Annotated in this window: 22 protein-coding genes; 13 read left to right on the top strand and 9 right to left on the bottom strand. The window is 67.1% G+C overall.

The features are described 5' to 3' along the window. On the bottom strand, positions 1–870 hold an 870-nt coding region (locus AO501_RS07670; RefSeq protein ID WP_156452384.1), incomplete at its 3' end, for a serine/threonine-protein kinase. 190 nt (positions 871–1060) lie between these two features. Here AO501_RS07670 and AO501_RS07675 point away from each other — a divergent pair. Together AO501_RS07675 and AO501_RS07680 are read left to right on the top strand one after the other, a co-directional pair. Next, on the top strand, positions 1061–1306 hold the full coding sequence (locus tag AO501_RS07675; protein ID WP_231752383.1) for a ribbon-helix-helix domain-containing protein: 246 nt from the start codon (positions 1061–1063) through the stop codon (positions 1304–1306). Next, positions 1293–1640 (top strand): type II toxin-antitoxin system PemK/MazF family toxin, encoded by a 348-nt coding sequence (locus AO501_RS07680; protein WP_055577163.1) that lies wholly within the window; start codon positions 1293–1295, stop codon positions 1638–1640. Before AO501_RS07675 ends, AO501_RS07680 begins: the two co-directional genes overlap by 14 nt. 75 nt (positions 1641–1715) lie before the next feature. On the opposite strand, the gene AO501_RS07685 is transcribed toward AO501_RS07680, so the two are convergent. Next, positions 1716–2129 (bottom strand): DUF6636 domain-containing protein, encoded by a 414-nt coding sequence (locus AO501_RS07685; protein ID WP_055577164.1) that lies wholly within the window; start codon positions 2127–2129, stop codon positions 1716–1718. A 101-nt stretch (positions 2130–2230) separates the two neighbouring features. Further along, a complete protein-coding gene (locus AO501_RS07690) occupies positions 2231–5509 on the bottom strand; it encodes a helix-turn-helix transcriptional regulator (RefSeq protein WP_231752384.1) in 3279 nt (1092 codons plus the stop codon). Between the two features lie 138 nt (positions 5510–5647). On the opposite strand from AO501_RS07690, the gene AO501_RS07695 reads away from it, so the two are divergent. The 6 genes from AO501_RS07695 to AO501_RS07720 all read left to right on the top strand — a co-directional run bounded on the left by AO501_RS07695 (position 5648) and on the right by AO501_RS07720 (position 10425). Continuing rightward, entirely contained in the window at positions 5648–6097 is a 450-nt protein-coding gene (locus tag AO501_RS07695; RefSeq protein WP_055577165.1) for a hypothetical protein, read from the top strand. Positions 6098–6243: 146 nt separating this feature from the next. Then, on the top strand, positions 6244–6873 hold the full coding sequence (locus tag AO501_RS07700; protein WP_156452385.1) for a hypothetical protein: 630 nt from the start codon (positions 6244–6246) through the stop codon (positions 6871–6873). 31 nt (positions 6874–6904) lie between these two features. Continuing rightward, positions 6905–7192, top strand: coding sequence for a hypothetical protein (locus tag AO501_RS07705; RefSeq protein WP_055577167.1), 288 nt, complete (start codon positions 6905–6907; stop codon positions 7190–7192). 103 nt (positions 7193–7295) lie between these two features. Continuing rightward, on the top strand, positions 7296–7979 hold the full coding sequence (locus tag AO501_RS07710; RefSeq protein ID WP_082658468.1) for an Rv3717 family N-acetylmuramoyl-L-alanine amidase: 684 nt from the start codon (positions 7296–7298) through the stop codon (positions 7977–7979). A 109-nt stretch (positions 7980–8088) separates the two neighbouring features. Then, positions 8089–8835, top strand: a complete 747-nt coding sequence (locus tag AO501_RS07715; RefSeq protein ID WP_231752385.1) for a class A beta-lactamase-related serine hydrolase — start codon at positions 8089–8091, stop codon at positions 8833–8835. 48 nt (positions 8836–8883) lie between these two features. After that, positions 8884–10425: a serine/threonine-protein kinase gene (locus AO501_RS07720; protein WP_055577170.1), complete on the top strand. Its 1542-nt coding sequence runs from the start codon at positions 8884–8886 to the stop codon at positions 10423–10425. Between the two features lie 10 nt (positions 10426–10435). Here the strand turns inward: AO501_RS07720 and AO501_RS07725 are convergent, their stop codons facing one another. Continuing rightward, a complete protein-coding gene (locus AO501_RS07725; RefSeq protein ID WP_055577171.1) occupies positions 10436–10747 on the bottom strand; it encodes a DUF202 domain-containing protein in 312 nt (103 codons plus the stop codon). Further along, a complete protein-coding gene (locus tag AO501_RS36950) occupies positions 10744–11127 on the bottom strand; it encodes a YidH family protein (RefSeq protein ID WP_055577172.1) in 384 nt (127 codons plus the stop codon). Before AO501_RS36950 ends, AO501_RS07725 begins: the two co-directional genes overlap by 4 nt. 15 nt (positions 11128–11142) lie before the next feature. Between AO501_RS36950 and AO501_RS07735 the strand changes: the two genes are divergently transcribed. Both AO501_RS07735 and AO501_RS07740 read left to right on the top strand, forming a co-directional pair. Next, positions 11143–11841: a haloacid dehalogenase type II gene (locus AO501_RS07735; RefSeq protein ID WP_055577173.1), complete on the top strand. Its 699-nt coding sequence runs from the start codon at positions 11143–11145 to the stop codon at positions 11839–11841. Positions 11842–11846: 5 nt separating this feature from the next. Next, positions 11847–12605: a potassium channel family protein gene (locus tag AO501_RS07740; RefSeq protein ID WP_055577174.1), complete on the top strand. Its 759-nt coding sequence runs from the start codon at positions 11847–11849 to the stop codon at positions 12603–12605. A gap of 121 nt (positions 12606–12726) precedes the next feature. Here the strand turns inward: AO501_RS07740 and AO501_RS07745 are convergent, their stop codons facing one another. Further along, positions 12727–14022: an MFS transporter gene (locus tag AO501_RS07745; RefSeq protein WP_082658462.1), complete on the bottom strand. Its 1296-nt coding sequence runs from the start codon at positions 14020–14022 to the stop codon at positions 12727–12729. A gap of 86 nt (positions 14023–14108) precedes the next feature. On the opposite strand from AO501_RS07745, the gene AO501_RS07750 reads away from it, so the two are divergent. Beyond that, positions 14109–14708 carry a class I SAM-dependent methyltransferase gene (locus tag AO501_RS07750; protein ID WP_055577236.1) on the top strand — a complete coding sequence of 200 codons (600 nt, stop codon included), beginning with the start codon at positions 14109–14111 and terminating at the stop codon, positions 14706–14708. On the opposite strand, the gene AO501_RS07755 is transcribed toward AO501_RS07750, so the two are convergent. Both AO501_RS07755 and AO501_RS07760 read right to left on the bottom strand, forming a co-directional pair. After that, positions 14698–16002 carry a cytochrome P450 gene (locus AO501_RS07755; protein ID WP_055577176.1) on the bottom strand — a complete coding sequence of 435 codons (1305 nt, stop codon included), beginning with the start codon at positions 16000–16002 and terminating at the stop codon, positions 14698–14700. The two genes, AO501_RS07750 and AO501_RS07755, sit on opposite strands and share 11 nt — an antisense overlap. Before the next feature lie 73 nt (positions 16003–16075). Beyond that, complete coding sequence (locus tag AO501_RS07760) at positions 16076–16432, bottom strand: MmpS family transport accessory protein (RefSeq protein ID WP_156452387.1); 357 nt, start codon at positions 16430–16432, stop codon at positions 16076–16078. 131 nt (positions 16433–16563) lie between these two features. Between AO501_RS07760 and AO501_RS07765 the strand changes: the two genes are divergently transcribed. Together AO501_RS07765 and AO501_RS07770 are read left to right on the top strand one after the other, a co-directional pair. Beyond that, complete coding sequence (locus AO501_RS07765) at positions 16564–17649, top strand: dihydrodipicolinate reductase (protein WP_055577178.1); 1086 nt, start codon at positions 16564–16566, stop codon at positions 17647–17649. Positions 17650–17741: 92 nt separating this feature from the next. Further along, a complete protein-coding gene (locus tag AO501_RS07770; protein ID WP_055577179.1) occupies positions 17742–19574 on the top strand; it encodes an Hsp70 family protein in 1833 nt (610 codons plus the stop codon). 5 nt (positions 19575–19579) lie between these two features. On the opposite strand, the gene AO501_RS40650 is transcribed toward AO501_RS07770, so the two are convergent. After that, positions 19580–20185 carry a hypothetical protein gene (locus AO501_RS40650; protein WP_082658463.1) on the bottom strand — a complete coding sequence of 202 codons (606 nt, stop codon included), beginning with the start codon at positions 20183–20185 and terminating at the stop codon, positions 19580–19582. Positions 20186–20252: the final 67 nt, after the last annotated feature.

The raw sequence follows: 20252 nt of genomic DNA on the forward strand, positions 1-20252 counted from the left end.
CAGCGGATTGGTGTAGGCGGCAGGGGCCGGCTCCATCCTGATGGTCGGAGTCACCGTCGTCGCGGTGAGCGCGCTGTGAGCGTCGCGCGCGAGTTCGATAGCCGTGTCGTATCTGTCGCCCGGGTTCTTGGCCATGCCGCGCGCGATGACCATGTCCAGGCTCGCCGGAATGTCCGGATTGGTGTTGGACGCTCGCGGCGGCGGTGCCATGCGGTGGCCGGTGATCTGCTCCTGCAGCGTGTCACCGGGAAACGGCGACTGAGCGGTCAGGCACTCGTAGAGCACGCAAGCCAGCGAGTAGATGTCGGAGCGGGAGTCCACCGTTTCCGCGGTGAACCGTTCCGGGGCCATGTAGTGGTAGGTCCCGATGAAGTTCCCGGTCGCCGTCAGCGAGAGGTCGTCCGCGGCGCGGGCGATGCCGAAGTCGATCAGGTACGCGAAGTCGTCGTGGTCGAGCAGGACGTTCGACGGCTTGACGTCGCGATGCAGGAGGCGCTCCCGGTGCGCGGCGTGCAGGCCTTTGGCTACCTGGTCGATGATGGCTACCGCTCGGGCCGGCGACAGCGGTCCCTGGTTCAGGACCGCCTGCAGGTCGTAGCCCTCGATCAGTCGCATGTCCACGAACAACCGGCCGTTGATCTCGCCGTAGGTGTGGATGGGGATCAGATGGGGGCTATTGAGCCGCGCGGTGGCGTGTGCCTCGCGCCGGAAACGTTGCTGGAACACCTCGTCGTTGGAAACGGCGGAGGGCAGGATCTTCAGCGCAACGACACGGTCGGTGTCGGCGTCATAGGCGCGCCATACTTCGCCCATGCCGCCCCGGCCCATCAACTCGATGAGCCGGTATTTACCGAACGAAGTCTCCTGCAACAACGCCTCCCACAACCGTCACCGCTGGCCCGACTGTAACGCGAGCACCTGTGACCAGTCACAGCATTTCACCGGGCCCGCCGTCGCGCCAGGTTAGCTGCGCGTTTGCCGTCCGTTAACCATTCTGGCAAACCGCGCGCCGATCTTGGGTCCGCATGCCGCCTGGTGCTCATTCCTACCGTAGTAGTACATGGGTAGCATCGATGGGATGAAGTTGAGTGTCAGCCTGTCCGAGGACGATGTCCGCGTGTTGGACGAGTACATGCAACGGACGGGGTTGCCTTCGCGATCAGCCGCGGTACAGCGGGCGATTCGCATGCTGCGCCACCCGTCGCTCGAAGAGGACTACGGCAAAGCCTGGGCGGAGTGGTCGACGGGCGACAGCAACCTCTGGGATGACGCCACCGGGGACGGGCTGGGCGATGCTGCGCGGTGAGGTTTGGCAGGTCGACTTCAACCCATCTCGCGGCAGCGAAACCAACAAGATTCGTCCCGCAGTCGTGGTCAGCAACGATCGGGCCAACGCGACCGCATCCCGACTGGGGCGTGGGGTTGTGACCGTCGTGCCGGTGACGAGCAATGTCGCCAGCGTCTATCCGTTCCAGGTCCTGCTGACCGCCGGCGGAACGGGTTTGACGGTCGATTCGAAGGCGCAGGCCGAGCAGATCAGATCCGTTGCGGCCGAACGGTTCCGGCGTCGGCTCGGCCGCATCTCCGCGACCGAGCTTTCGCAACTCGACGATGCGCTCCGACTGCACCTCGACTTGTGACCGTCGACCCGCGATCAGTCACAAACTCGCACATTGAGGCGCGAAATTGTGCGAGTTAGTGTCTGCTCGCGAGGGTTAGCCGAGCTTGAACGCGTCGCGGGAGACCTCGAAGAAGTGCCCGCTGCTGCTGTCAGTGCACTTCACGCCGGACTCCTGGCTGATACAGCTGAGGGTTCCGGCCGACGCGGTCTGGCCGTAGTTCAGGGTCCGTTCGCCAGGTACGGCCAACGTGTCGCCGTGGCAATGAATCGCAGCGGGCTTGCCTACGTCGAGAACGAAGCGGTTGCCCCACGCGATGTGCTGGGCACACTCCGGCGGTGGCGGCGGGGTGTAGGTGTACTCGTTGATATCGCACGCCGCGCCGGAGCTGTCCAGTGTGCAGACGATGTTGCCCGACGGGGTGCGGAAGTTCTGCGGGTCGGCGTGGGCCGTGGCGGGAAGCGCGAGTGCGGCTGCGGCCGCAACAGGCGCGAGCATGAGGATTCGCATGGTGTGGTCTTAGCACCTTCCGCGCGGCCCTACCCGCCGAACAGACGCGAAATCACCCTGGAACGGACGCTCCACGGTGATTTTGCGTCTGCTCGCCCCGATTAACGACCCGCTTGCTGGGCGAGTTGGACACGCGACGTCACCCCGAGCTTGGCGTACACATGCGTCAGGTGGGTCTGCACCGTCCTCGGTGAGATGAACAGCCGGGCACCGATGTCCTTGTTGCCCAGCCCTTCCTGAACCAGGCGCACTACATCGAGCTCCATCGGCGTCAACGACCTCCAACCGGTCGACGGGCGTCTGCGCTCGCCGCGTCCGCGTTGGGCGTACGCGATCGCCTCGTCGATCGACAGCGCGGCGCCCTCCGCCCACCAGGTGTCAAAGTCCTCGGGCGGCAGCGCCTCCCGTGCCGAGGCCACCGCAGTGTCGTAGTCGGCCTGGTACATGGGTAAGCGCGGGTGCCCGATGCGTCGACGCTGCGCGTCGGCGGCACCGAGCAGGCGCACCGCGTACGCGTGATTTGATTCGGCGGCCGCAAGGGTGGCGAGGCACTCCAGAATATCGTCCACCCGTATGAAGGCCTGGGTATTCGCGGCAACGGTCAGGGCTTCCTGGGCGTCGTGTTCGGCCTGTTCTGGTTCACCTTGTGCCAGAGCAACATTGGCTCGGGCCAACAAGGCCAGCATGCGATAGCAGCCCGGCACTACCGCCAAGGTTTCGTCCGCCGAGCGCCGGGCGGCCTCCAGATCCCCGCACGCTTGCAACGCTTCAGCCATCGGAGTGATGCATTTGGTGAACAATTCGCGCATCGGATTGCTCTGCCGATAAGCCATTTCGGCCGCAGTCCGGGCCGCCGCGGCGTCGCCGGCCGCGAGGGCGCCAGAGGCCAATACCGCATACATCGCGTCGTCGAAGAAGGCACCCATCGCGGCGGCTATTTCCAACGCAGTCTGGGCGGCCGCGTGAGACGCTTCCGGCTGGCCGTGGTAGGCCAGCGCCTGACCGAGGGTGACATAGCCGAAAACCGCCATGGTCGAGTCTCCGTCGGTCTCGGCTTCGCCGATCATGGACTCGGCGATTGCGATACCACGGGCGGGGTCGCCGTGCAGTGTCACGGCGATGCACTGCCATGCACGGCAATTCTGGGAGAAGAACTTGTCGCCGATGGCATCGGCGAGTTGACGTCCTTGTTCGTTCGCCGGGATGGCCACACCCGGTTCACCTGCCATCACGGCGGCGACCCCCTGGCAGCTGAAGATCTCGCACAGACTCCATTGATCGTGGGCTGCGCGAGCCAGTTCGACCGCTTCGGTGAGGTAGGGCTCGGCGGTGCCCGGTGCGTAGATCGCGATCAGTCCGCATGCGATCAGGGCTTTTCTGAGCAATGCGGGATCGCCGATGTCGCGCGCGACCGCCAGCGCCTCCTGCGCTCGACCGAGCTCCACCGGGAAACCGACGAAGCCAGCCAGAATGGCGTACCGTGCCACTGCGCCCACCCACACCGCGGGTGCCAGTCGGGAGCGGTCCTCAGCCAGAATTGCGGACAACCCGAACAGCGCCTCCTGAACACGGCCGCCCCGTAACCATAACGGCCGCAACGACAGTAGGATTTGCAGCGCCGTCTCCAGCTCCCCGTTCTCCCGACTCCACGCGAAAGCGGCTCGCAGATTGTCGATTTCGACCTTGGCCCAAGCCAACAGCTGCTCATCGTAGGCGTGGCCTCGCGCCTCCTTCGCGGCTGCGGTCTGCGCGTAGTAGTCACGGTGCCGGGTGCGCACCCGGTCGGCCTCGCCGGATTCGCCGAGCTTCTCCTGGGCGTACTGACGCACCGTCTCCAGCAACCGGTATCGCATTCCGTCGCCGGTGTCATCGGCGACGACCAGTGACTTGTCGACCAGCAAGCTCAGTTGGTCTATTAATTGGTAGCTTTCGACTTCGTTGCCGGCGCCGACGGCCGCGGCGGCGTCGAGGTCGAATCCGCCGGCGAAGGCCGCCAGCCGTCGAAACAGCACCTGCTCGGGTTCGGTGAGCAGCGCATGGGACCAGTCGACCGAGGCGCGCAGGGTCTGCTGTCGGCGCACGGCGGTGCGCGCGCCGCCGGTCAGCAGCCGGAACCGGTCGTGCAGGCTGTCGGCGATCTGCTGCAGCGACAACGCCCGAATCCGAGCCGCGGCCAGCTCGATCGCCAACGGCATGCCATCCAGGCGGGTGCAGATGTCTTCGACAAGTCGGCGGTTCTGTTCGCCCACAACGAAATCCGGGCGCACGTGCCGCGCCCGATCTTCGAACAGCTCGACGGCCCCGTCGGCGATGGTGAGTGAGGGCACCCGCCAGCCCAGCTCGCCGGGAACGCCCAGTGGTTCACGGCTAGTGGTCAGAATGGTCAACTGCCTGCATACCGTCAGCAACTCGGCGACCAGAATCCCGCACGCATCGAGCAGATGCTCGCAGTTGTCGAGGATAAGCAGCACGTGCTTGTCCGCAATGAATCTCACCAGCAAGTCCACGTGGGAGCATCCAGGTTGGTCGGTCAGTCCCAGGGTGCGCGCCACGGTGACCGGCGCGACGAGCGGATTGGTGACGGGGGACAGGTCGACGTACCACAGCCCGTCGCCGAATTCGGCGGTCAGGCCGGCCGCGACCTCGACCGCGAGACGGGTCTTGCCGGCACCCCCGGCGCCGGTCAGGGAAACCAACCGATTGCTCGTGACGAGCTGGTGCAGCTCCGTCATCTCGGTTGCGCGCCCGACGAAACTCGTCAGTTGAGCCGGAAGATTGTGCGCGGCAACGGCGGTGCGTACCCGCAGCGGTGGGAACTCGTTGCGCAAGTCGGGGTGGCACAGCTGCACGACGCGTTCGGGGCGCGGCACGCCGCGCAACGGGTAATTGCCCAGATCGGTGAACCACACGCCGTCGGGCAGGCGGTCCATCACCAGCGACTCGGTCACGCCCGACAACACGGTCTGGCCGCCGTGGGCGAGGTCGCGTAGCCGGGCGGTGCGGTTGATGGTGGGGCCCGCGTAGTTGGCGTCGTCGCGCAGTTGGATCTCGCCGGTGTGGATGCCGATGCGCACCCGGATCGGGGCCAGCGGAGCCCGCTGTATGGCCAGCGCGCAAGCCACAGCGTCGGAGGCGCGGGCGAAGGCGGCGACGAAGCTGTCGCCCTCGCCCTGTTCGAGCGGGCGCACCCCGTCGTGGGTGGCGATGGTCTGGTTGACGGTGCGGTTGAGCTGGGCCAGCGCAGCTGTCATCTGCTCGGGCTGGGTTTCCCACAACCGGGTGGAGCCTTCCACGTCGGCAAGCAGCAGCGTCACCGTGCCGGTCGGCAGCAACTCGCTCATGCCCAAATCGTTCCAGGTCAGCTCCACGTTTTGGCTCATGTTAGCCAGGATCGTCGCTCGTGCCGCTCACTACATCGGCGCAATCGCGCAGAAACGCCGCACGCATCGCGTAGATGTTGGGATCGGTAGCGAGCCGGACCACATTGACTGGCCGAGCCCGATGACAGGAGTGGCCGTATGAAGAGGTTCACCACGCTGGCGCTTGCCGCTGTCGCGACGACGATCGCCGCGCCGGGGACGGCGCAGGCCGACGCCGGGTACGAGTTCCAGTCACCGTCGGGAAACATCCGCTGCATGATGTACACCTCGTTAGGGGCCGACAGACCACATGCCTTGTGCGAGATCACCGATCACACCTGGGTGGCACCGGCCCAGTCGATTTGGGGCTGCCCGTTGGCGCCGACCGCAAATCAGTTCCGGCTCAACGAGGGCGAACAACCCGGCTTTGCCTGCGCGACTCAGCACATGCCCCCGAGCGACCGGCCGGTGCTCGACTTCGGCCAATCCCGGACCACCGGTGCCCTCACGTGCGAGAGCGAGCATCCGGGATCACCTGCCGCGACGCCGGCACGGGTCACTTCTTCCGGGTGTCGCAGGAATCCTACGAGGTGGGCTGAGGCCGGATGATGTCGCGCCGACTGGTCGCCGTTCTCGCCGTGCTGGTGTGTGCGGCCTGTTCGGCACACCACCCTGTGTCGCGACCCACCGTGACGGGGGCTGCAGGACCGAAAACCGTGCAGCAGCTCTGCGATGCGCAGACGTGGCCCCGCCCGGTGCCGAATGTTGTTGGGCGCCTTCTGTATCAGGCCAAGGATGGGGCCCTGGAGTGCTACCAGCTCAAGGCGGTGGCGCCGGATGGCCACGACCCCCTCAACCGTCCGGCCCGGCCCGCCGAAAAGACGTACCGCATCGTCGCGGTATCGCCCGCGACCGGAACGCCGGTCGGCCGCCACGATGCGGTGACGGTCGAGCTTGCCGAAATAGACCCGACGGAACCGCCGGCATTCCGGCCGTGCGACTGGGTGAGCGCGACCGAGGCCGCAGGCATCATGGGCGGCCCGGTGAACGCAGAACCGTTAGGCGCCGAACCCGGCTCAGTCGATATCGCCTGCATCTACGACAAGCCACACGACGTCGGCGATGGTGTGGAAGTCGACCTGCAGACCTCGGGTGCGTTCGCCGTCGACGCGTCATCCGAGTTCGCGCTGGCCACCGGAACCGGCGAAGCGGTCGACGGCATCGGGCTCAAGGCCGCCTGCGTTGATGAACTGACCACCACGCCGCCGTCCACCACGCTGGTGGTCTTGCTGAGTGGCGAACGGATACTCCGGGTCACCCAGGGGTTCGGCTCGTGCGCAAACCTGAAACGGTTCGCGCAAGTTGCGATCGGGCGGATCGACTGAGTTGTCGGTGGCCCGCAGTAGTTTGCGTCGCATGGAGCGCGGTGGTTTCGGCGCGGTGTTCGGCCTACTGCTGGTCATCGGCCTCATTATCAAATTCATCTGGTGGATCCTGGGCGCGGCAGCCCTGGTCGGCCTCTTCTTCCTGGCCCGGGCCATCGCCCGTTGGTACACCGAACGCGAGGCCGAGTACGCCCGCTACCGCGACGCTGTGGCCGCGCGCGCCGACCAGCAGCACCGCTGGGTGCTGCGGGGCGACGACCGCGGTATCTACGGCGTCGAGGGAGCCAAGCTGATGCGCCAGGTGCGCCGCCACAGGTGAAGGGCGCCAAGCCGGCCCGGGTTGTTACCATCGCGCGGTGAGCCGATTTTCCAGGCGCGACGTGCTGAAATGCGCCGCCGCAGCACCGATCCTGCTGGCCGCGATGGTCACCGTCCCGCCCGCCTCCGCCGCCGGTATCGCCGGAATGAGCGTCTTCCTAGACCCGGGCCACAACGCCGTCGCCGACGCGTCGATCAACCAGCAGGTGCCCAACGGCCGGGGCGGTACCAAGCCGTGCAATACCTCGGGCACCGCGGCCGGCGACGGCTACCCCGAGCACGCGTTCACCTGGGACGTCACCAACCTGGTCGCGGCTCAACTGCAGAACCTGGGCGTCACGACCGCGCTGTCCAGACCCGACGACGGCTCCGTCGGCCCCTGCATCGACGAGCGCGCCGCCCGCGCCAACGCGATGCACCCGGATGCGATCGTCAGCATCCACGCCGACGGCGGACCCGCCTCCGGACACGGATTTCACGTCAACTACTCCAGCCCGCCACTGAACGACGCCCAATCCGGCGGTGCCATGCAACTCGCCAACGCGATGCGGTCCGCACTGATCTCCGCCGGCTTTCAACCGTCGAACTACATCGGCTCCGACGGCCTCTACGGTCGCGCCGACCTCGCCGGGCTCAACCTGGCCCAATACCCGGCCGTGCTCGTCGAACTCGGCAACATGAAGAACGCCGAGGACGCCGCCCAGATCGAAAGTGCCGACGGCCGAGCGAAATACGCGTCCGCCGTGACCCAAGGGATCGTCGCCTATCTCCAAGCCAAGGCGGGCTAGCCTCCGCACCGCGATCGCGGTCTTCGCAACATTGGTTGTGGCGGCCGCGATTGTGACCTTGACCGCCGTCTACACCTACCGGCACGCCCCCGCTCCGCAAAGGCCACCGATGTCGTCCCCCCGAAGCACCCCGCCGCCACAGAACGCCGACCTCGCCGCGGAATTCGCGCAACTGGCCGCCCGCCTCAACGCCTCGATGGGACTGGCCGTCACCGCCGTCGGGAGCAACGAACCGCCCACGACATACGGCGACTGGCCGCAGGGCCCGGCCTGGTCGACCATCAAGGTGCCGCTCGCGATCGCCGCTTACCGTCAGCAACACCAGGTCACCGCCACCATGAAGGCTGCCATCACCGAATCGGATAACGCAGCGGCCGAAGCGCTTTGGCAGCAACTCGGCGATCCGGTCACCGCGGCAGGCAAGGTGCAGGAGGTACTGCGGGAAACCGGTGACCCGACCACGGTCGAATCACGAAAGCTGCGACCGGAATTCACCGCGTTCGGACAGACCATCTGGTCGCTGCCGAATCAGGCCCACTTCACCGCGCGGGCGTTCTGTGACAAGCAGAACGACCCGATTTTCGCGTTGATGGGACAGATTGCGCCGCAACAAAGTTGGGGTCTCGGTGCGCTGCCCGGCGCGCAGTTCAAGGGTGGTTGGGGTCCGTCCCCGGCCGGCAGATACCTGGTGCGCCAGATCGGCGTCGTCAATTCGGGACGACTGGCCGTCGCCATCGCGGCCGAGCCGGCGTCAGGATCTTTCGAAGACGGCACCCGCGCCCTCGACGAAGCCACCGTCTGGCTGAGCTCCCATCTCCCGCAGCTGCCCGCCGGCCAGTGCCCGGGAAACCCTTAGACATCTCGCCACGGTGCCGCATAATCCCTACGGAGGAGGGCTCAAGCGGTGGACCAGCGCGTCGGCACGACTTTCGGCAAATACACCATCACCGGTGTCGTCGGTAAGGGCGGCATGGGCGAGGTCTACGAGGCCTACGACAACCAGATCGGCCGGACCGTCGCCCTCAAGATCATCAACACCCAGTTCGCCAACGACCGCAAATACCGCACCCGATTCGAGCGTGAATCGCACGCCGCGGCAACACTGCAGGAACCCCACGTCATCCCGATTCACGGCTTCGGCGAGATCGACGGCTCGCTGTTCATCGACATGCGCCTGGTCCGCGGCAAAGACCTGGAGGGCCTGCTCGCCAACGGTCCGCTGGAGCCCGCGCGGGCCGTTGCCATCGTCGCCCAGATCGCCGCGGCGCTCGATGCCGCCCACGCCGAAGGGCTCGTGCACCGGGACGTCAAGCCACAGAACATCCTGGTCACCCAGGCGGACTTCGCCTATCTGGTCGACTTCGGCATCGCCGAAACCATGGGGGAGCACACCCGCCTGACCGCGGCCAATATGCGCGTCGGCTCCTGGGCTTACATGGCGCCGGAGCGGTTTTCCGACCGGGACATCACGCCGTCCGCCGACATCTACTCGCTGGCGTGCGTGCTGTACGAGGCGCTGACCGGTCAGCTTCCGTTCCCCGCCGAGTCGCAGGGCGGCTTCGTGGCCGCGCACCTGTCGGCACCACCGCCGCGGCCCAGCTTGACGAATCCTCGGGTTCCGGCGGCCCTGGACGAGGTCATCGCGCGCGGCATGGCGAAGGAACCCGACGATCGGTACGGCAGCGCCGGCGCGTTCGGGCGGGCGGCCGAGCGGGCGCTGCGCAGCGGGGTGCGCACCGCGGTCGACCCGACGGAGGAGTCGCCGACCCGGCCGGCCACCTGGCCGCCACCGCCCCCGCCACAGCCGCCGACAGTCCAGCAGATGTACCCCCAGACCTTCCCATCCGGACCCCAGCCCCTGGTCCCCAGCACAACTCCGACGCCGGCGACACCGCAGCGCCGCTGGTTGGCTCCCGTCGTCATCGGCCTCGGCGCGGTGTTAGTCCTCGGCGGTATCGGCGTAGCGGTCGGACTGCTGGCGAAGAAAGAAGACACGCCTGCGGCGTCGACAGCGACCGTGCCGCCGACCATCCCGCCGTACTCGGGCGAGACGTCCACGGTGACGCCGGAGCCGATCCCGCCGCGGCCGACCAACGCGGCGCCGCCGCTGGTGACCGGGCCCGACCAGAGCGCCAGCCACCAGAGCTGCGATCAGGGCTTCCAGATGAACGTCACCGGATACGGCTCACACGGCGGGCGCGGCTCGCCACAGACGTCGTGCTACTTCGCCAACGCGGTACTGCATGCGTACTGGAACACCTACAACAACGCCACCAACGGCACCCGCACCGTGTCGTCGCCCGGAGCCGTCGACTGCTTCACCGTCCCCGGCGCGAACTGCGACCCGAAGAACGCGGCGAACTTCCTGATGCAGTGCACCGGCGACGGCGCCAACCCGTGGATCAGGTGCACCGGCGGCAAGGACGCCGTCGTCTACCTCTGGTAGCCGAAAAGCGTTACAACAGTTCGGCAATCGCGGTGGTGACGGTCAGCACCAGGGTCGCCAGCGCGATGACGTACACCTGCCGGTGGGCGGTCAGCGGCGTCGGTAACGGCCGTTGGGCCAGCGTGTGCTGGCGGCGCAGCGCAATTACATAGGTGACCGATGCGGCGAGGCAGGCCACCCCGGCCGGCAGCAGCGCGCCCACCTGGTGCCCGGCGCCGTGAACGTCCTTCAGCGCCAGCAGCACTCCGTTGACCAGAAACGCGAACGATGTCCGGGACCAGGCCAGCGTCGTACGTTCGGCGGGGCCACCTGGGTTGCTCAACCCAGAACCGCCTTCGCGATCACCATGCTCAGCGTGATCACCCCGAGCACGATGAGCCCGATCGCCAGCAGGCCGGGCGACGGGTGCCGCGGTAGCGGGTCCCCCCGGCGCATGGCGCGCTCGGCATGGCGCCAGCGCTGCAATCCGGTCCAGCTGGTCGAGATCGCGAGTGCGGCCAGTCCGATGCCCATGATCCGCCGCGCCCCGACGACTACCAGTTCCGGGACGAAGTGCACCAGCGCGACCGCGGCCGCGAGCAGGCCGAGCGCGGTGCGCTGCCAGGCCAGGAAAGTTCGCTCGTTGGCGAGGGTGAAACGGTAGTCGGGCTCTTGCTCTTCGATGACGTCTTCGGGGGGACAGTCGCTAGCCACGGTGCACATCGTAGATTCGGTCGGGTGCTCAAGGCGCTGTTATTCGATGTCCAGGGAACCGCGACCGACTTTCACTCGACGGTGTGCGACGAGGCGCGCCGCATCAGCGCCGGCCGCGACTCCGGCGTGGATTGGCCCGAGGTCGTCCGCAGTTGGCGGGCCGGCTACTTCGCGGCCTTGGAACGCCGGCCCAAGCAGGACACCTGGGTTTCGGTGCACTCGGTATACCGGGACGTCCTCGACACCGTGCTTGCCGACGCCGGCTTCACCGACCTCACGCCCGCCGAGCGTGACGACCTCGCCCTGGCCTGGCAGCGGCTGCGTCCGTGGCCGGACGCGGTGGCGGGGCTGACCCGGCTGCGCCGCAGCTACGTGCTGGCGACGCTGTCGAATGCCGACGTCAGCGCGGTGATCAACATGTCCAAGCGGGCCGGCCTGCCCTGGGACGCGATCTTCACCGCGGAGATGGCCGGGGTCTTCAAACCCGATCCGGGCGCCTACCAATTGGCGGCCACGTACCTCGGCCTGCCACCCGCCGACATCATGATGGTGGCCAGCCACAAATACGACCTGCGCGCCGCCGCCCAACTCGGATTCCGGACCGCCTTCATCGCGCGACCGCTTGAATTCGGCGCCGACGGCGTGGCCGACGTTGCTTATTCGGACGAGTTCGACGTCAACGCTTGTGATTTCGCCGATCTCGCCGACCAGCTCGTAGGGTGAGGCACATGCACTCTCTCTCCAAGGAACAGCTGTGGAGGCAGCGCACCGAGTGGCCGCTGGCCGTGGTCGCCGTCGCTTTCCTGATCATGTACTCGGTGCAGATCCTGGCCCGGCCGCACGGGTCGGAGGCGCGCATCCTGTGGTTCCTCTGCTGGGTTGCCTGGGCCATGTTCGTCGGGGATTACTTCGCGCGCCTGGTGCTGGCGGACAACCGCCGCGAGTGGTTTCTCCTGCACATCGTCGACTTGCTGATCGTCCTGCTTCCGTTCCTGCGTCCGTTGCGGATGGTGCGCCTGATCGTGCTGCTGGGCGTGTTGCAGAAGGCCGTCGGTCACGCCGTGCGGGGGCAGATTCTGATCTACACGATCTCCGGGGTCCTGCTGTTGGTCTATACGGGTGCGCTGGCCGTGTTGGACGCCGAACGCCAACAGGTCGGCACCACGATCAACAGCTTCGGCAAGGCGGTCTGGTGGGCCATCACCACGGTCACCACCGTGGGCTATGGCAACCTCTATCCGCTCACCGTGACGGGACGCGTGGTCGCGGTCCTGCTGATGATGGGCGGTATCACCCTGATCGGTGTGGTTACCGGGTCGCTGGCCTCGTGGATTGTGCAGCGGGTTTCCGAAACCGACACGGCCAATCAGGTGGCGACCGCGGCTCAGATCGACGAACTGCGCGGTGAGATCCGGGAGCTGGCCGAACAGCTGCGGGTGACTCGTGCTGAATCAGGCGCCCAGGCCGCCCACACCGCGGGCCGGTGACATCGCCGGCGCTATCACGATCGCGACCGCATCATGCCTTGATTTGCAGAGACGAGAGTGACGGATGTGACTCAAGTCCACTGCACCTCGGCGCGGGTTTCAGACAGCCGGACTCGTCACATCAGTCACTCGCGTCCCGGCGGAGCTCGGCATGACTGCCGCCGGAACGTGATATCGCCGGCGCTATCACCTGGTCGAGAGATGTCCCGCGCGTCTCCGGCAGCCGATAGGTACACCAGAGGCTCAGCACCACCAGCATCGCCAGCATGAGACCGATGCTCCAGCTGCCGTAGCGCACGCTCAGTGGTTCGGCGATCAGCGGTGGAACGGCGCCGCCGAGAATGCCGGAGATGTTGATCGCCAACCCGGCGCCGGTATAGCGGTGCGACGTCGTGAACAGCTCAGGCACAAAGGAAGTCATCGGTGCGTAGGCGAACGCGGCGATTCCGTACGTGCCGGCGATCGCCACCGCGAACAACGTCGCGTTGTCGGCGTCGATCAACGGCAGCACCGCGAAAGACCACGGCAGGCCCAGCGCCCACCCGGCCAGGATGACCGGTCGCCGCCCGACCCGATCCGACAAGCCCGCCGAGACCGGCACCACCGCCGTCCACACCAGCCCACCCAGCAACCCGGCGAACAGGATTGCGTTGCGGGACAGGCCCAATTGGCTGTGGGCATAACCCGTCAGGTAGGTGCCGGCCATGAACACGAACGCAAACAGCGCCACAAAGCTGCCCGACGCCAGCAACACGGTGCCCCACTGCTGTCGCAAGACTTCCGCGAGTGGCACCCGCGGCGGCGCGGCCTGGGCGGTGAACACCGGGGTCTCTTCGATGCTGACCCGCACGTACAACGCGAAAGCGACCAGCAAGCCGCTGAGCAGGAACGGAATTCGCCATCCCCAACTGAGAAACGCCGGACTCGTCTCGCCGACGGTGGCGTTGACGAGCAGGAAGGTCACGCCGGTCAGCACCATCGCGATCCCGGCGCCGACGGCTGTGAAGATGCCGTAGCGGCCGCGCTGATCCGCCGGTGCGTATTCGGCTGCCAGCAACGCCGATCCGGCCCACTCGCCGCCGACCGCGATCCCCTGCAACAGGCGCAGCATCAGCACGGTCAGCGGCGCCGCCACACCGATCGTCGCCGCACCCGGGGTGAGACCGACTGCCACGGTGGACAAACCCATGATCAGTAACGTCGCGACCAGCGTCTTCTTGCGCCCGATCCGATCGCCGAAGTGACCGAACACCGCTCCGCCCAGTGGCCGTGACACGAAAGCGGCGGCGAATGTCCCCATTGAGGCGACCGTCGCCAGGGCCGGGCTCAGGTTCGGGAAGAAGACGGTGGGGAACGTCAAAGCCGCGGCGGTGCCGTAGATGTAGAAGTCGTAGAACTCGACGGTGGTCCCCACCATGCACGCGAACGCAATACGCCTGACGTTCACGGCGCCTCCTTCCACGCGCAATCGCTGCCAAGGTCACCGTGCTAGTTTTGGCCGAGATGTTCCGCCGCCGCCTCTCCGAAGCCCAGCATGTCATGCAGCCCGCCGCACGGTTACACGAGCAAGCCCGCGAAAAGGCCAGAGCCCTCAAGGGGTACGTCGCAGAGGGCGACAGCGTGTTGGACGTCGGTTGCGGCACCGGGCTGTTGTCGGTCTATCTGCGCGACATGTACGGGGTGGCGCCGGAAGGCATCGACGTCAGGGACTTCCGCAAGACCGACATCCCGTTCACCGAATTCGACGGCACCTCAATCCCCTTCCCGGACAACTCGTTCGACCACGTCGTCCTCAGCGAGGTGCTGCACCACAGCCAGGACCCGGTCAGGCTGACCGCCGAATGCGAACGCGTCGCGCGCCGGCGCATCCTGGTGTTCGAGGACATGCCCGAGGGGCTGGTCGGCAAGCTCGCGTTGCAGGCGCAGGTGCGGGCGTTCGCCCACTACCACCGCTACCCGTTCCGCCCGGCGCGCCTCGACGAGTACCGCCAGGCACTGACCTGGCTCGCCACGAAAGCCGTTAGTGTGCAACGGATTCCGCAACCACCGCAGTGGCTGACGGTCTACCCGCGGGTGCTGATCGTCTACGACCTCACCAGGTGACCGGCAGCACCTTGATGCCGTGAATGAACTGCGACAGCAGCCGCCGGGGCTCTGCCGTCGCTACGATCTCCGGCATCTCGCGGCGCAACTCGTCGAACACCACCCGGATCTCGCGGCGGGCCAGGTTGGCCCCGAGGCAGAAGTGGGCACCGCCGCCACCGAACCCGACATGCGGGTTGGGGTTGCGCGCCACGTCGAACCGCCACGGGTCGGCGAACTTCGCCTCGTCCCGGTTGGCCGAGCAGTACCACAGCGAAACCTTGTCGCCCTCAGCCAGTTTGGTGCCGCTGAGCTCGAAGTCACGGGTCAGGGTGCGCCGCATGTACACCACTGGTGAGGCCCACCGCACGATCTCCTCGGTCGCTGTGTGCGCCAGGCCGTCGTAGTTCGCCCACCACTTGTCCCGTTCCTCTGGGAAGCGGGACAGCGCCAGCACCCCGTGGCTGATCGCGTTGCGGGTGGTTTCATTGCCGGCCACCACCAGCAGGATGAAGAACATCGCGATCTCCGACGACGACAGTCGCTCGCCGTTCACCTCGGCCTGCACCAGGGCGGTGGTCAGGTCGTCGTGATGATCCGCGCTCGAACTGCGACGGTCCTCGGCCATCTTGGTCGCGTAGGCGCCGATGTCCATCGAAACCTGAAGAAACTCACCGAAATCGGTGGCCAGGTCGGGGTCGCCGAAGCCGAGAATCACGTTGGTCCAGTGGAAGATCGTCTGGTGGTCTTCTTCGGGAATGCCCATCATGTCGCAGATGATCTGCAGCGGCAGCGGCCCGGCGATCTCGCTGACCAGGTCCGCCTGCCGATCGGGATGGTTGGCCATCATCGAGGTCACCAGCTGGTGGGCGCGATCGCGCACCGAGGCCTCGATGCGGGCCACCACCTTCGGCGTGAACGCCCGGCTGACGATGGAACGCAGCCGCTGGTGGCGTGGATCGTCCATCACGATCATCGACCCGAAGTACTCGGCCAGCTCCGGCGTCTGATCGTTGATGGTGATGTTGGGGCTCGAGCTGAACACCTCCGGGTGGCGGCTGGCGAAAAACACGTCGTCCAGCCTGGTCAGTGCCCAGTGCCCGTTGCCGCCGGTGAACCCTTCCATTTCGATCGCGGGCCAGAACGAGATGGGCGCTTCGCGCCGCAACGTGGCGAAGGCGCCGTCGCGGTAGTCGTCGTCGAGTGCCCAGAAATCCAGCGAGCCCAGCGCGATGTCGGCCAGCGGTATCTCGGGCGGAGGCGTCCCGTTCGCCCTGGGCTTGAGTCCCGAGTGCGCGTCAATCTTGAGGTCCATGCATCCTCCTTTGCCTCCTCACCGTTGAGGAGGTGCCACCGGCGAGCCTAGGCCGCCTCAGTGCGAGACCGCGTCAGTGCGAACACATCGTGTGTCCGGGCGTCCCCGTCGAGTGCGCGTCATTGACCACGTTGCCGTCCACCACGATCTTGCACGCGATGGTGCCCTGCCCCTGCGCGCTCAGCACGTAGACCTGGCCACCGAAGCCCTGGAAGTCCGTCGACCACGGCAGCGGCACATTCACCGCTCGCTGCTGACCGTGCTGGGTCTGGTACGAGATGTACTCGGCCATGCCGGTGCCGGTGACCTCGTAGTGAACCTGGGGGAATGCGCCCGGGGGAAGGAAAGGATCCGCGTGCGCCACACCGTAGGTGGCGCCGAAGGCGGTGCCGGTGGCAATCAGGATCGAAGCTGCACGACGACTGGTCATGGTTGTCATCGTGTCATCACCCGCGGCGCCACACCAGAGTCAGTCCCGGTACCGCTCGTACGGTCTCATGCTAGATGTCACTTCGCCGCACGCTTAGGGTGAAGCGGATAACCGAAAGAGGTGGCTGATCGATGACGCAGAGTGGCGTTAAGCGAGTGGTGGTGTGGGGCACCGGCTTCGTGGGCCGGATGGTGATCCCGGAGATCGTCAAGCACCCGCTCTTCGAGTTGGCGGGTGTCGGCGTCAGCAACCCGGACAAGGTGGGCCGCGACGTCGGTGAGATCTGCGGCCTGGACGAACCGGTCGGCGTCACCGCCACCGACGACGTCGACGCGCTGATCGCGCTCAAACCCGACGCGTTGGTGCACTACGGACCGACGGCGATGCACGCCAAGGACAACATCTCGCTGATCACCCGCTTCCTGCGCGCCGGTATCGATGTGTGCTCGACGGCGATGACGCCGTGGATCTGGCCGACCATGCCGCAGAACCCGCCCAACTGGATCGCCCCGATCACCCAGGCCTGCGAGCTGGGGGAGGCGTCGTGTTTCACCACCGGCATCGACCCCGGCTTCGCCAACGACCTGTTCCCGATGACCCTGATGGGCCTGTGCTCGGAAGTGAAGCGGGTACGCGCCTCCGAGTTGCTGGACTACACCAACTACGAGGGCGACTACGAGCGGGAGATGGGCATCGGCCGTGAACCCGAGTTCAGCCCGATGCTGGAAAACCGCGACGTGCTGATCTTCGCGTGGGGCGCCACCGTGCCGATGATCGCGCACGCCGCCGGCATCATGCTCGACGAGATGACCACCACCTGGGACAAGTGGGTGACGCCCACTGACCGCAAGTCGGCCAAGGGCGTCATCAAGGCGGGCAACGTCGCCGCCGTCCGGTTCACCATCAACGGGCTCTACCAGGGCGAGACGCGGATCCAGCTCGAGCACGTCAACCGCATCGGGCTCGACGCCGCCCCGGACTGGCCGACGGGCCACGACAACGACGTCTACCGGGTGGATATCGAAGGCACGCCCAGCATCTTCCAGGAAACCGCGTTCCGTTTCACCGACGGCTCGGGCCGGGACGCCGCGGCCGCCGGATGCCTGGCCACTGGCCTGCGGGCGCTCAACGCCGTTCCGGCGGTCAACGAGCTTTCCCCGGGCTGGGTCACCGCGCTGGATCTGCCACTCATCCCGGGCGCGGGTACGATCCGCTGACCAGCGCTCATACAGCCGGCGCATAGCCGATACTGAGAATGCCTATAGGTTTTACCGAGAAAATGAGTCGGGGGACACGGGGGTGAGTCCAGATGGCAGATGGAGCTAGGCCCGCGCTGGGCCTGTCGATCGGTGCCACCAACCTCGCCGCCGTCACGCCCGACCATGCCCTCACCCGCAAACCCGTCGTGACCCTGTACCGGCAGCGTCCACCCGAGGTCGGGATCCCCTCGGAGAATCCCCGGCTGGACGAGCCCGGTCTGGTGATCACCGACTTCGTCGACCGGGTGGGCGACCGGGTCGGCATCGTGGCGGCCGACGGTTCGGTGCACCGCAGCGAGGCACTGGTCGCCGACGGGTTGCGGGCGCTGGCCTACGCGACCACCGGGGGCCGCGCGCTGCCCGACAACGTCGCAGTGACCTATCCGGCCCACTGGGCGCCGACGGCGGTCGACGCGTTGGGCGGCGCGGTGAGCCGGGTGTCGGAATGGTCGCACCAGGCCACGCCGGTCACCTTGATCCCCGACGCGGCGGCCGCGTTGTTCGCGGTGCGGGCCAACCCGGGTATTCCGGCGCGCGGAACCGTCGCGGTGTGCGATTTCGGCGGCAGCGGAACCAGCATCACCCTGGTCGACGCCGGCGCCGACTACCAGCCGCTGGGCCCCACGGTCCGGCATCACGACTTCTCCGGCGACCTGATCGACCAGTCGCTGCTGAGCTACGTCATGTCCGAGATGCCGGCCACGGGCTCCTTCGACCCGTCCGCCACCGCGGCGATCGGGTCGTTGACTCGGCTGCGGGCCGCCTGTCGCGGCGCCAAGGAACGGCTCTCCGCGACGACGGCGACCACGCTCGCAGAGGAAGTGCCGGGACTGCGCGGGGAGATCCGGCTGACCCGCAACGAACTCGAGGAGACGATCCGCGGTTCGCTGGCCGGGGTACTGGGTGTCCTCGAGGAATCGTTGCGCCGCAACGCAACCGGGTTGGTCGCGATCGTCACCTTCGGGGGCGGCGCAACCATCCCGGCGGTGACCACGTCGCTGTCCGGGCGGTTCGGAGTCCCGGTGATCACCACACCGCGCCCGCAATTGACCGCCGCCATCGGTGGCGCGCTGCGCGCGGCGCGCGGCCCCGCCGACGTCAGCGCGACGACGTTGACGCCGGCCGCGCCGCCCGCGCCGTTGGTTCCCGCGCCGGAACCAACGCCCGTGGAGGAATTCCAGGACGTGCCCGCCGCGGCTCCGGTGTCGGCGATGCAACCCGCGCTGGCCTGGTCGGAAGCCCAGGACGAGTCACGGGTGATGCCCGCGGTTTCGCCGGGTTCCGGCTCCGGATCGGGCTACACGGCCGCCCGTCCGCAGATGAAGTTCGAGCACGAAGAGCGACCCGAACCCGAGCGCAAGGCCTCGCCGCTGCCCTGGTACCGGCTGCCGGCGGTGATCATCATCAGCACCATCGTGGCGGTGCTGCTGGTCGGCACCGCGGTGGCGATCGGGTTGACCTCGCACGGCAGCAAAGGCACCAAGTCTCCCGGCGTGAACACCACGCCCCGCAGTTCCGCGCCCGCGACCACCGAGAGCCCGAGCCCCGAGCCGCCGCCGGCCTCGACACCCGAACCCGCGCCGACGAGTCAGGCTCCCGCACCGCCCCCGCAGACCCAGGCTCCTGCACCGGTGCAGACCACGCAAGCACCGCCGCCCACCACCGAAGCGCCCCCGCCAGTGACCACCCAGCCGCCCGTCACCACTCAGCCGCCGGTTACCACCCAGCCGCCGGTGACGACCGCGCCGCCGGTGCCGCAGATCCCGCAGCTGCCTGGGCCCGCCAACCCGAATCCGCCTGCACCACCGGCTATTCCGCAGCTACCGCAGATTCCGGGCCTACCGCAGATCCCCGGAATCGGCCACGTGCCGAAGGTCGGCTGACCCGTTTAGGTACCGGCCTTCTCGCGGTCCTCCCGGTCCTGCTTGGTCGCCTCGATGATCTGCTGGTTGAATTCCTTGTCTTTCTCCATGTTGTCTTTGACGCGCTGCTCGGCCTCTTCCTGCAGCTGCTCGACCGACTTGTTCTCGTCCTCGGCATTTTCGTCGGCGTCGGCCGCCCGCTCGCTTTCGGCGGTGTTCTTCGCGCGGCTACCGTCATCGCCGTCCTTGGAGCTGTGCTCGGCGGGCGCGTCGTCGGTCTCGTCGGTTTTCTTGTCGCCGGCCTCGGACGCCTCTGACTTGGCCTTGGCCGCAGGCGAATCCTCGTCCTCGGCGTATTTGGGGTTGCCGTCGTCGTCGAGCCATTCGTTCACCGCGGTGCCGGTAATGGTCTTGCCGGAACCGGGCATCACCAAGGTGGGCTTGTCCTCGTAGGCCGTCATCATCTCTGCGGCCTTCTCTTTGGCATCCTCGTCCGGCTCCGGCTTCTCGCCCGTCTGCTGGACGCCGTCGTTGCTGTCGTCGTCTTTCTCGTCGGCCTCGGCCGTACTCACGGCACCGTCATCGGTCTTGCTGTCGTCCTGACCAGCCGATTCTTCCTCGTGCGCGCTCATACGTGTGGCCCCCTTAAGGAGTTGCTATGCGACCCGACCCAAAGTGAGGGTTACCACATCGGCGTGG

It is taken from the genome of Mycobacterium gordonae (genome assembly GCF_001417955.2).
In the GTDB taxonomy this organism is placed as follows: domain Bacteria; phylum Actinomycetota; class Actinomycetes; order Mycobacteriales; family Mycobacteriaceae; genus Mycobacterium; species Mycobacterium gordonae_B.